This is a genomic window from Rhizobium sp. Root1220, from assembly GCF_001426265.1.
GTDB lineage: Bacteria > Pseudomonadota > Alphaproteobacteria > Rhizobiales > Rhizobiaceae > Rhizobium.
On sequence record NZ_LMDG01000003.1, the window covers coordinates 50,097 to 62,834 of the forward strand.

At 56.1% G+C, this 12,738-nt stretch carries 5 protein-coding genes and 1 pseudogene; 4 read left to right on the top strand and 2 right to left on the bottom strand.

Annotated features, from left to right (window positions below; genetic code table 11):
- Positions 1-980 precede the first annotated feature (980 nt).
- Together ASC90_RS04310 and ASC90_RS04315 are read left to right on the top strand one after the other, a co-directional pair.
- A complete protein-coding gene (locus tag ASC90_RS04310) occupies positions 981-2,159 on the top strand; it encodes an efflux RND transporter periplasmic adaptor subunit (RefSeq protein WP_056535867.1) in 1,179 nt (392 codons plus the stop codon).
- 3 nt (positions 2,160-2,162) lie between these two features.
- Positions 2,163-5,294, top strand: a complete 3,132-nt coding sequence (locus tag ASC90_RS04315) for an efflux RND transporter permease subunit (RefSeq protein WP_056535871.1) — start codon at positions 2,163-2,165, stop codon at positions 5,292-5,294.
- A gap of 276 nt (positions 5,295-5,570) precedes the next feature.
- Here the strand turns inward: ASC90_RS04315 and ASC90_RS29590 are convergent, their stop codons facing one another.
- Positions 5,571-5,819, bottom strand: coding sequence for a site-specific DNA-methyltransferase (locus tag ASC90_RS29590; protein ID WP_244480297.1), 249 nt, complete (start codon positions 5,817-5,819; stop codon positions 5,571-5,573).
- Between the two features lie 791 nt (positions 5,820-6,610).
- Here ASC90_RS29590 and ASC90_RS04330 point away from each other — a divergent pair.
- Positions 6,611-7,876, top strand: a complete 1,266-nt coding sequence (locus ASC90_RS04330; protein ID WP_056535878.1) for a DNA repair exonuclease — start codon at positions 6,611-6,613, stop codon at positions 7,874-7,876.
- Positions 7,877-11,383, top strand: a complete 3,507-nt coding sequence (locus tag ASC90_RS04335) for an AAA family ATPase (RefSeq protein ID WP_056535881.1) — start codon at positions 7,877-7,879, stop codon at positions 11,381-11,383. It begins immediately after the preceding gene.
- A gap of 388 nt (positions 11,384-11,771) precedes the next feature.
- Here the strand turns inward: ASC90_RS04335 and ASC90_RS04340 are convergent.
- Positions 11,772-12,110 (bottom strand): annotated as a pseudogene (locus ASC90_RS04340) (helix-turn-helix transcriptional regulator); the annotation flags it as partial.
- Between the last annotated feature and the right edge of the window lie 628 nt (positions 12,111-12,738).

The following is a 12,738-nucleotide window of genomic DNA, read 5'->3' on the forward strand; positions in this document are numbered from 1 at the left end:
GCCGCACGGAATTCGGAACGCAACATGCCGCGTGACAGTGACCTCTATGCGCCAATCGATTTTGCAAGCCATATACACGGCTAATGAACTACTCGGTCGTTCCAGTTTCCACTACTGTCCCTATCCCGTTTGCCCGCAGGCGGTCATTTAATGAATTCGAACCAGCGAGATAAAGTGTACTTTCGCGAGGACGTTGCATTCAGCATCTGCAGCTTCGAACGCCACGTCGTGGAGGGGTTCGTCCAGCTCAAGCATCTCGGCAACCACGTTGCCTTTGAGCATCTCACGGCTTTTCTAGCGGGCGTCAATCGAGCAGTCAGATCGATCCCGATAACAGTCACCTCTTCAACGTCTGAGGGACTCGCGATTAGAGCGCCTGAAAAGTCCTGCAATTCCTCACAGAACTGACGAAATTCATTAACAGTTGTCGGATGATCCATGCGCCATTCCGCGGCAGCTGAAAAATGCCGTTGCTGGATCACTTGTCACGAAGATGGTCATTGTGAAGCTGGTTTTCGACGGGTCGAAGAGCTTGGGACCGGTCCAGCGGTCAGCCGGCATCGGCGTATGACGTCTGCTCAGCGCCATGGTGGCTCTTACGGAGGAGAGGCAGATGACAGAAGTCCACTTTTTGGCGGCCGACCGTGCGAAGGGAGCCACCAGGTCTGCGCAATGGAGAATGAAGCGAGTAGCAGCATGGGCTCGGTCGAATTGTTTCTGCTTAAAAAGGCCAGAAGGCAAGTAGGTCGCTGGGAACCCGGACTTTCAAAGCTGTGAGTAAGAGGCACCACTGTCGGTGCACAGCCAGTAGTACGTTGAGGGTTTGGGACCCGTATAATAGCCTAAAACGCCGATACACTTTGCCTACAAGCACGACCTAGCTGGTATCTGCGCGCATCTCTTCCACACGTAGGGATAGATGCCAAATTGCCCCCCCTCATTTTATTATCTCCGCAAGTATTCCATTTACGGAGGTAGCAATGCTCGAACCCGCGAGGAGAATTGCTTGGCGCAGGGTGATATGGCCCATTTGCGTTGCGTCGATCTGCGGCATCATGGCATTGGCATGGTTCGCCGATGCACGGCGTGGTGAAGAAGCTCAGGCTACAGAGGCTGCCCCTGCGACACCAGTCGAGGTGGCGAGGCCAGTTATTGGCGACATTCCTGTTTATCTAGTCGGTCTCGGGTCAGTACAGGCTTTCAACACTATCACCGCCATGACGCGCGTCGACGGAGAACTCCAAAGCGTCCACTTCACGGAGGGACAATTCGTCAAGAGGGGTGATCTACTGGCGGTGGTGGACCCCGCGCCGTATCAAGCCGCACTCGATCAAGCGGAGGCAAAGATCCAACAGGATGAGGCGGATCTTGCTAACGCCAAGTTTCTTCTTGGCAAAGACCAAAAACTGACGACGCAGGGTATCACCACGCAGGATGCGCTGGAGACCCAGCAGAGCCTCGTGAACCAGCTGACCGCACAGTTGGCTCAGGACAAAGCGGCGAAAATGGGCGCGGAAGTCGCGCTCGGATACACGCAAATCTTGTCACCCATCGATGGACGTACGGGCATCCGCCTGGTCGACGCGGGGAATCAGGTCCACACCACCGACACAACGGGGATAGTTGTCATTACTCAGACACAGCCGATTTCCGTTATGTCCACGTTGCAAGAGGGGGATTTGGGTTCGGTTCGTGCGGCGATTGCGCATGGCACGGTGGAGGTCGTTGCTTTGAGCAGCGATCAGTCGACAACGATCGCGACCGGCACGCTCTCCCTGATTGACAATGAAATTGAACAATCCTCAGGCACGATACGGCTCAAATCCAAATTTCAGAACGCCGACAACGCGCTTTGGCCTGGCCAATTCGTGACGCTCAAGCTCCGATCTCAAACGATTCCCAACGCGCTGACCGTCCCCTCGGCCGCACTCCAACGAGGCACTGTCGGCTTCTTCGTCTACGTCGTAAAGCCGGACAACACTGTCTCGGTCAGGACTGTCACGCCCGGTCCAATCGCAGACGGAAAGACCGTGATCACTGATGGATTAGCGGCATCTGACATCGTCGTGACGGAGGGGCAATACCGATTGCAAGAGGGTACCAAGGTTTCGTTTACGCAGGCTCCGTCAAGCTTAAACGCGGTCCCGGAGGCCAAATGAGCGATGTCAATATCCGCTTGGTTCATCCAGAGACCCATCGCAAGTTCACTCTTCATGGTCGGGCTCCTCGCAGCCGGCGCGGCCGCATACCCCCTTCTGCCTGTTGCGCCCTTGCCACAGGTGGATTTTCCCACGATCCAGATTTCGACGCAGCTCCCCGGCGCAGACCCGAAAACGATCGCCTCCTCCGTTACACAGCCACTGGAACGACAGTTCGGTCAAATTCCCGGCATCACACAGATGACGTCTACCAGCACGCTCGGGAATAGTTCAATCACTTTGCAGTTCGAGCTCGCACGAGGTGTGGATAGCGCCGCACAGGATGTTCAGACCGCGATCAACGCCGCGGGTGGGCAATTGCCGACAAACCTGCCATCACCACCCACGTATCGAAAGGTCAATCCTGCAGATCCTCCAATTATGGTACTCGCCCTGACATCCGACAGTTTGCCGCTTACGCAGGTGGATGATTTCGCCGAGAATGTCCTTGCTCAGCACATCAGCCAGTTGAGCGGTGTTTCACAAGTTTTGATTTTTGGTCAGCAGAAGCCCGCAGTGCGTATTCAGATCGATACTCAAAAGATCGCAGAGCTCGAGCTGGGGCTTGAGGATGTACGCAGCGCACTGATTACACTTACCGCAGACGCACCAAAAGGTAGCATCCAAGGCGATGAGAGGACATACACAATCTATGATAACGACCAGATTCTGGAAGCCGGTCCGTGGAACGATGCCATTGTAGCGTACAAGAAGGGCGCGCCCGTACGCGTTCGAGACATTGGTCAAGCAATTAGCGCCGCTGAGAATACCCAGCTCGCTGCGTGGTCGAATGGAAAGCCCGCCATCCTCCTCCCGATTTTCAAGCTGCCAGGCGCGAACGTCATCGCCACCGTCGACCAGATTAAGGCGGAGTTGCCGAAACTCCAGGCGTTAGCCCCGACCGCGATCCATCTTGCAATCTTGAGCGACCGTACGGTCACGATCCGCGCGTCAGTCCTCGACGTTGAAAAAACTCTGATGATAACGATTGCCCTAGTGGTGGCTGTGATCTTCATCTTTCTTCGGAGCTTCTGGGCAACGGTCATCCCTAGTGCCACGGTGCCCCTGGCGCTCATGTCAACGCTTGCCCTGATGTATGTGGCTGGCTTCAGTTTGGATAACCTCTCGCTTATGGGTTTAAGTATTGCGGTCGGATTCGTTGTCGACGATGCGATCGTTATGATCGAGAATATCCAGCGACACATGGAGATGGGGAAGTCACCGTATCAGGCTGCGCTTGATGGTGCGACGGAGATCGGCTTCACCATCATATCCATTAGCATTTCACTTGTTGCAGTTTTCATTCCGCTATTGCTAATGGGCGGCATCGTTGGCGAACTTTTCCGAGAATTCGCCATCACGGTCACAATGACAATTGTGGTGTCTGCGGTTATCTCCCTGACGATCACCCCGATGATGAGTTCACGTTTTCTGAAAGCTGACACGGCGGCCACCCACGGAAAACTATACATGTTTTTCGAGCGGTGCTTCGATGGCCTGTTGTCGGGCTACAGGCGCACGCTTGACGTCGCGCTCCGTTACCACAGGGTCACGTTCGTGGTTTTCCTGACGTCGCTCGTGGCCACCGCCTACGTTTTTGTTAAAATACCAAAGGGCTTTTTTCCAACCCAGGACACAGGTCTAATCACCGGCGTCCTCGAAGCCTCTCAAGACATTTCATTCAAGAAAATGTCAGGGCTCCAGCTCGAGGCCGCTAAAATTGTCCAAAGTGATCCGGGCGTTGCAAGCATCGGAATGCAGGTAGGGGCTGGAGCCGGATCCACGGTCAACCTGAGCCGCATGTTCATCACGCTGAAACCTCTCGACGAAAGAGATGCATCCGCCACAGGGATCATCGAGAGGCTGCGTCCGAAGCTGGTCAAGCTCGAGGGCGCGCAGCTATTCCTTCAGGCCGCGCAGGACATAAATGTAGGCGGGAGAAGCTCCGTGACCCAGTTCCAGTACACCCTTCAAGACGGCAATTCGGCCGAACTAAATGCGTGGGCGGCTACGCTCCTCGCGAAATTCAAGACGCTGCCCGAGCTAGCGGATGTGGCAACCGATCAACAGAACGGAGGCACCACGGTTACCTTGCAGATCGATCGAGACCAGGCTTCCCGTTTCGGCATCGCGCCGCAGGTGATCGATAGCACGCTGGACGATGCTTTCGGCCAAAGGCAGGTCATGCAGTATTTCACTGATCTCAACAGCTATCATGTCGTCCTTGAGGTCGCTCCCATGTATCAACACTCGCCGTCAGCTATCAACGGCCTTTATATAAAGTCACCTTTGACGGGCGAGCAGGTGCCGTTGAATCTGTTGGTGAAGCAAACTACACAACCTGTTGCGCCACTTGCCGTAAATCACCAGAGCCAGTTTCCATCTGCAACGCTCTCGTTCAATCTCTCCAAGGGTACTGCACTCAGCCAGGCCGTTGCTGCCATTTTGCAGGCCGAGGGCGAAATGGACAAGCCGGCGACACTGATCGGTACGTTTCAGGGCAACGCTCAGGCCTATCAATCCTCGCTCGCGACCGAGCCCCTCTTGGTGCTTGCAGCGATCGTTGTGATCTATCTCATTCTCGGGGCCCTGTATGAGAGCTACTTTCACCCGTTGACAATATTGTCGACCCTTCCGTCGGCCGGATTGGGCGCGCTGACGATGCTTTGGCTATTTGGCTTCGACTTCACGGTGATAGCTCTGATTGGTGTTGTCTTGCTGATAGGCATCGTAAAGAAGAACGGTATCATGATCGTCGATTTTGCAATCGAGGCACAGCGCCGGTCCGGCCTATCTCCTGAAGAAGCCATCCGTCAGGCATGCCTACTCCGCTTCCGCCCGATTATCATGACCACGGCTGCGGCCCTTCTCGGTGGGGTACCACTTATGCTCGGTCATGGAACCGGTTCCGAGCTACGTCAGCCACTCGGCTACGCTATCGTCGGTGGCCTGCTCATCAGCCAGATGATGACGCTCTACACGACGCCTGTCGTCTATCTATACCTCGAAAAGCTGAGTTCGCTGTTTCGACGGCCGCACACACCTTCGCCACCAGGAACCCCCATCGAGCCTGCTTCAGACAAAATCTGGAAGTGATCGGTCGGTACTCTACAGCTGCAAGGTGATCACATTGAGCCGCACCGGGTTTGCCGGAGGCGGTTTGGTTTAAGTTATGCAGCCGTAGCTGGTTCGTCCAGCATTGCGCAATGCTGAACGACGTATCCACGTCGATCGAAGAGCTCGGAGAGGATGTAGCCGAGAGCGACCAAAATGTTGCCGCTGAGATCGTAATGTCAACGGGAGGCTTGTCGGCGATGTCCGCAAGGCGGTTGCAATCCGTCGTGTCCGATCGGAAACCATTGCGGCGTACTCTCAGACCGCCATCCGCTCTGAATCGACGCCGGTAGCGCACGCGCTCAGATCGCTTGGCGTATGCATATCATCCAATCCAGGTGCTAATGCCACAATGTCCGAAACAGATCGTAGGATGGGTTTTGAGCCGCCAAGGCGTCGGCGAATGGTGTCGACATATTCAGGAACTCGCTCGACAAGCACCGATTTTGGATCAAGGCGATTGCAAACAGCTCCAACGGTGCCTGCGCCCGCGAACGGATCGAGCACTGTTTGACGAGTCTCGCCAAGCTTTTGACGAGACGTTCCACCAACTCTTCGGGAAATTGACAGGGTGGTTGGTTTTTTCTGGATGTCGGTTTTTCATATTAGAGATATCCCACACATCGCCTGGGTGTTTCCCCAGCGGGTTTCCGCTGAGCTGATCCACCTTCGGACCCCTAAAGTGCCGTTTATTCGGATACTTTTGCGGTACCCGAATGCTATCGAGGTCGAAGTTCGGCCGTCGGTGGGCAAATCTGGTTGTGAATTGGCTCATCATTCGCCAGTGCCATCAAGACGGACGACCCATGTCCGGCTGGGTTCTCGCACCCGGCTTTGACAGGCCGCAATGTGCCTTGGACCAGTTAGGCGGCGCGTGGCCGCTCGCGAATTTCCGGAATTATGTAGCAAGTGCCACAAAACGGGTAGGCCAGCACAATAGCCTCTTCGATGAGGGCTATCCTCCCGAAGCGAGGTTGATGACCGGGTGCGATGATCTTGTCAGGATTATCGGGGCCTTGCAGTTTTGGTTCACGCCTTTGACGGAAAGAGACCAGACTGACTGCATTAAGTGCCGCCTGAGTTTGGATGATCTTAATTCGCCTTGATAATTCCGACCACTTTCGCGACGATTTCATCCACTGTCACCGTCAAGCGAGTCAATATGTCGAGCCGTTTTTGCTGGACACGGTATAAGATATCAAAGCTCCTAACGTGTGGATATCAGAACAAAACAAGAATACCGGCTGGCTTCGGAGAAGCAAAGGTCGTATCAGGGTTGTCCCGGATAAGGACCGACCATGGCATTCCGATTCCTTCACACCGCTGACATCCATCTCGACTCTCCTCTGAAATCGCTCGCGCTTCTAAATCCCGAGCTTGCAGGTCTCATTAGCTTGGCTACGCGACGTTCTTTCATCCAGACAATCGATCTGTGCTTGGAAGAGCGCGTGGACGCTCTGATTATCGCCGGCGACCTGTACGACGGCGAGCAGACGTCCATGAAGACCGCGCGTTTCCTCGCCGAGCAGCTCGGACGGTTGCACCAGGCTGGTATTCGCACCTACATCATCCGTGGCAACCACGATGCTCTCTCTAGGATCACCGCGCAGCTGATCATGCCGGATACGGTCAAGGTGTTCGGCGAGGCCGCCGAAGTCATCATGGTCGAGCGGTCCGCCCAAGATTTCGACGTCGCGATTCATGGAATGAGTTTCGCCAAACCACACGCGCCGGAGAGCCTTCTTAGGCACTTTGCCGTTCCTACTCCTGACGCGGTCAATATCGGGATAATGCACACAAGCCTCGGTGGCTCAGCTGGTCACGACCCTTACGCGCCTTGTAGCGTCGCCGAACTCAGACAGACAGGCTTTCAATATTGGGCGCTCGGACACATCCACAAGCGTTCTACCTTCGAAGAAAAGTCATGTGCCATCGTGATGCCCGGCATACCGCAAGGCCGCGATATTAACGAAGACGGCTCGAAAACGGTGTCGCTCGTCACCGTCAATGATGATCGCACGGTGGTCGTAGAAGAACGAAGGACGGCGGTCGCACAATTCGAGCGGCTTCAAATCAATGTCTCGACCGCGGTCGATTGGGAGGACGTCGTCACCGTTTCCAAACGGCAGCTAAGCGAACATGCTTCTGTCATGCCATCCCACCAGATCGTTACGCGGGTGGAGGTCACAGCATCGGGCGAGCTTGCGTGGTGTGTTCGCAGAGATATTGATCTGCTTCGAACGGAGCTCGAAAGGCAAGGCTCTCTGATCGGAAATATCTGGGTCGAGAAGGTAAAGGTGTCGTCCGCGCGACCCCGGCAGATCGAAGGGAATTTCGGAGCTATCGATGAGCTTGCCACCATCATCGAAAAAGAGATCCGCGGCTCGGTCGATTTTAATACGGAGATGAAGGTAATCGCCGACGAGCTGCGGAGCCAGTTGCCCACGGAACTCAGGGACATTTTCGGAAACGATCTGATGGCGTTCGAAACTCTCATGGCCAGGTTTGCCAACGAGGGCACAGCGCATGTCCTTGCGCGGCTCCAGAACGTGGAGGGTGAATAATTGCGTATCAATCGGCTCGACCTGACGCGGTACGGCAAATTCACGGACGCCGTTTTCGATTTCGGCTCCCGTCCTGTTGGGTCGCCCGACCTGCACGTCATCTATGGTCCGAACGAGGCGGGCAAATCGACAACGTTTAGTGCGATCCTCGATCTGATCTTCGGCATCGGACACAGTACCAAGTACGGCTTTCTGCATCCGTATCCGACAATGAGGATCGGCGGAAATGTGCATGTGGGGGGACGTGAGCGAGAGTTCGTAAGGGTCAAACGCCCGCAGAACAGTTTGCTCGATGGCGATGACCGCACGGTTGCCGATACTGAGATATTGGCGGACCTCGGCGGCATAGACCGTGGCGCGTTTTCGACTATGTTCTCGCTTGACGAAGAGACGCTCAAAAGTGGCGGCGAAAGCATTCTGGCGAGTAAAGGCGATCTCGGCGAACTGCTCTTCTCGGCAAGCGCCGGTCTTTCCGATCTTAGCCGTAGGCTAGGCGAAATCAGAGCCCACGCGGATGGCTTCTACAAATTTCGAGCTCGCAACACGCAGCTCGCCGAACTCAAAACGCGTCTCGCGGACCTCAAACAGAGGCGCGAAGAACTCGATCTCCAGGCAAGCGATTTCACACGGATGAAGTCGGAACTGAGCGCCCACGAGGAAAGATATCGAGAAGCCCTTGAACAACTGTCGATGATCCAGAGACGGTCGCAGGAGATAAACCGCATTCTACGAGCCCTTCCGACAATGACGAGGTTGGTCGCGCAACAAGACGAACTTGCGAAAATGCCTATTGTCCCGGAGCCCCCGAGCTTCTGGAAGACTGACCTATCGGTGATCCGCAAGGAAACTATCGAACTCCGAGTAAAGATCGACAGCGTTGCCCGTTCGATTGCCGATGTCGAGAGCGAGATCCATGAAATTCCCGACCCTGCCGAGGTACTTGCTTTCGCCGGAAGGGCGGAAGAACTTTTGAAGACCCTTGAGCCGCGCTACATCACAGCGCAGGTCGATATCCCGAAACTCAAGGGTCGGATTGCAGAACTTTCGGTTGAGGCGCTCCTTCGTCAGCTTGGAAAGCCTGGAGAGAAGGACCCGGCTCGCCTGGTTCTCGTGGCGGCTACAGTCGGGAGATTTAGAAGTCTGATCAATACGAAGTCGGGCGTCGACGCGCGGCTCGATAATGCAGCCAAAGAGCTTGCCCGCACGGATCGGGCGCTTTCGGAAGAGGACGGGACTTACGATCGCTTCATTGAGTACAAGCAGCCGGAAAGGCGGAGAGCCTTCGAGACCTTGGCTGCGACCGTCAACGCGATCTCGAAAGCAGACGACGAAACGTCGCTCCGCCTACTGACCCGGCGGCGAGATACTGCTGAGGCCGACTTGTTGGAGAGCATGGCACAGCTTACACCGTGGCGCGGCGGGCCCGAAGAGTTAGCTGCAATGCCGGTCCCATTGCAGACAACGCTCGACAAGTGGAAGATGAAGCACTCGGAAGCGCGCGATGCCGCCAAAACCGCCACTTCCGATATCGAGAGACTGCGGGCCGACCTTGGGCGTCTGGATGCCGAGATCGACGGCATCCGCGGACGGTCCGGAGAAATCGACGAAACTTCCGCGATCACCAGCAGGGCCGTCCGCGACGAGGCCTGGGTGTCGCACCGACAGGCGTTGACGGTCAAAACTGCGCTCGACTTCGAGCGGGCTATGAGAGCCGACGATCAAATACTTTCACAGCGGCTCTTGCATTTCGCCGAGACGGGAAAGCTCGCGCAACTGAGACTGACACGCGCAGTGGTCGAAGCCGATCTCCGCACGGCAGATCAGCGTCTTTCCGTTGCGGAAAACGCGCTCGTTAGCTTGGCTTCCGAGATGCTTGATAGCTTTGCTGACGTAAGGGAGGGTCAGTTCCTGACGCGCGACCCCGCCGAGCTTCAAGAGTGGATACGAAGAAGGACAGTGGCACTGGCCGCCCGCGACGAGCTAGGGGATATCGATCAGGAAATGGCGGACGTTCACGATCGATCTGCCTCGGTGAAAGCACGATTCGTCGCCGCGCTCAAGGCTACCAAAATCAACGTCTTGGACGTTAACGATACAAGTTCATTGGTCGCCGTAGCGGAAAGCGAATTGGACCGCTTCAATTCGGCGATGGAGCAAGCCGACCGACTTGAGCGGCTCAATGCTGACCGCGTCGAGCGAGGGAGGGTGCTGGAGGAGGCACGAAACGCCGATGCTGAATGGAACACGAAGTGGGAGGAAGTGTGCGCAAGTTGCTGGCTCAAGGGCGAACCGTGCGTACCCGACGCTGATGCCGTCAACGCCATCATACCCATCCTGGAAAAGCTGTCTTCAGCGATTGAAATGAAGGACAGCTTGCTGGACCGCGTTCAGAAAATGGAAAAGGACGCTGCTGTCTTCGAACAGGCAGTCTTCGATCTTTGCGGGGCGCTATCTATCAGGCAAACAGGATCGCTCAGCGACATGACGCGGGCTATCGGTGAAGAGATTAAGGTGGCCGAACGAGGCAAAGAGCGGATCGAAAAGCTCACGGAAGCCCTCTACCAGGCGCGTGAGCAGGAGAAAGCCTTGATGGTTTCCCGGCAGATTGTTGCGGGGCGCATTGATGAGATGACGGCGTTCTTCGGCTGCGCCAGCGTGGACGAAGTCGAATCTCAGATCGATCTCTACTCCAAAAGGCAAGCGTTGCAGACGGTCGTCACCGACCTAGAGCGGGAGCTTCTGGAGATCGCTGGATTTAACGATATCGGTCAGGTCGCACAACAACTTTCACAGGCCGACAGGGTTGTCCTCGAGATCGAACTGGAGGGCATGAAGCCAATCCTGGCGAATCACGAGAAGGCTTGCCGAGACGCCTTTCATGAGGTCTCCACGCTCGAGAAATCTCTCGACGCCGTCGGAGGCGACGCGGCGGTAGCCCAGATCGAGGAACAGCGCCGAACCACGTTGCTGGAAATCGAAGAACGGGCAGGGAGCTACCTCGAGCTTCGTATCGGTATCGCTGCTGCCGAGCAGGCGATCAAACTCTATAGGGATCGCCACCGGAGCGGGATGATGTCCAGGGCATCGGTGGCGTTCTGCACTATAAGCCGCGGAGCCTACACCGGCGTTGCCGCCCAGCCGGGCAAGGACGGAGAAGTCCTGATGGCCGTTTCGGCAAACGGTGGCTCAATGTCGGCCGACGCGCTGTCTCGAGGAGCGCGTTTTCAGCTGTATCTGGCATTGAGAGTTGCCGGATATCACGAGTTTATTGCCGGGCGGCCAGGTGTCCCATTCATCGCCGACGACATCATGGAGACGTTCGACGACTTTCGAGCGGAAGAGGCGTTCAGGCTATTCGCAGGGATGGCGCAGCACGGGCAGGTGATTTACCTCACGCATCATCGGCATCTCACCGACATTGTGCGGAAGGTTTGCCCGTCCGTACGGATTTATGATTTCGAGCAAATCAAGCGGACTGCGGGGTTGGACGGAATTGCGGCGGAGTAGGGTACCTGGAGCCCCAAGGACGCGTCGCGCGTTTCGAAGGGAGGATCGACGGTGAGGCACAGGATTTTGCTCCTCGACACGTCGTGTCAGCGAGTGACAACCGCAGCTGCCTCGTCGCGAAGGTGAACGGCCTGGGCGTTTTCCAGGCTCCGGAAATGCTCGTGAGGCCGGTCGGGGGTATTGAAGACTTTGTGAAGGTGTCCTACCGCGCGAGTCAATCGATCACTATAACAGTTTCGCGACGGGATTTCAGTCATTGCAAGCGTCGCTTGATCTTCAACGCGAGTTAAGCGCCGACGACAGGCAGGTTGATAGCGTTCACATACACCGCCTCGACCCTCCACCTTCGGCCGCAAGGCCTCTTCCCGAAGAGAATTGACTGATGTGCTCACTCGCTGTTCAAGCTACCACGCGCGTAACGTGCCGGCGGCACGCCCACATGCCGCGCAAAGGCAACGCTGAACGTGCTTGATGATCCATAACCCACGCGTTCAGCCACTTCGTCCATCCCCATTTTGCGACCACGCAACATTTGTTTGGCAAGCGCTATGCGCCAGGCCAACAGGTATTCCATTGGAGGTAAGCCGACGATGCGGCTGAAACGCGCAAAGAATGCCGATCTGGACAGGGCCGACTCGGTGGCGAGATCGGCGACTGTCCAAGGGTGAGCAGGGCGCGCATGGATCGCGTGCAGGGCCGCAGCCAGGCGTTTATCGGCGAGGCCGCGCCCCAGGAAACGCACGGCGACGGGTTTCCCTACTGTCCGCCGGCGTAATCTCGGTGGCGGCCTTCAGTCCCGTTAGCACTTAATCTCTCATCGCTTCGCTGAAATCTCATCGGTTGTATGGAACCTCGTCGACTAGATGAAATTTCATCCAGTAGCTCGCGATAATGCCTGTTGGGCGGCGGCCGCTCAATCGGGATGGCGACTGGAGATGCCATACTACTAACAAAAGAGCCACGGTGGCCCCACAGCGATGGTTGTCGATACATCGGCTCGTTTCTCAAATCTGATAGTTAGACAGTAGAAATGTCCCGTCTGATCGGGTTATCCACAGGTTAATTTAGTTTTTCGGACGACATCGAAGTCTTGCGTTAAAGCTAACACGTTGTTTTTAAAGGACACGTCATATCTCATGACCCGAGATTTCCGTTGCATCTCAATTCGCACGTGGTCCACGCTGTGCGCATGAGACGACGGAGAGAGGCGGATGGAGACTGCGGTAAGGGGAAGCCAAGCCCTTCTCGGTGAGCGTGGAAGAGCCGCGCGTCGCGAGAGGTCATATCTACAGCCTGTAGTCAAAAGCGACTGTTCATATGGTGACCGTTCCTATACGGCATTCTTCCCACGCCGA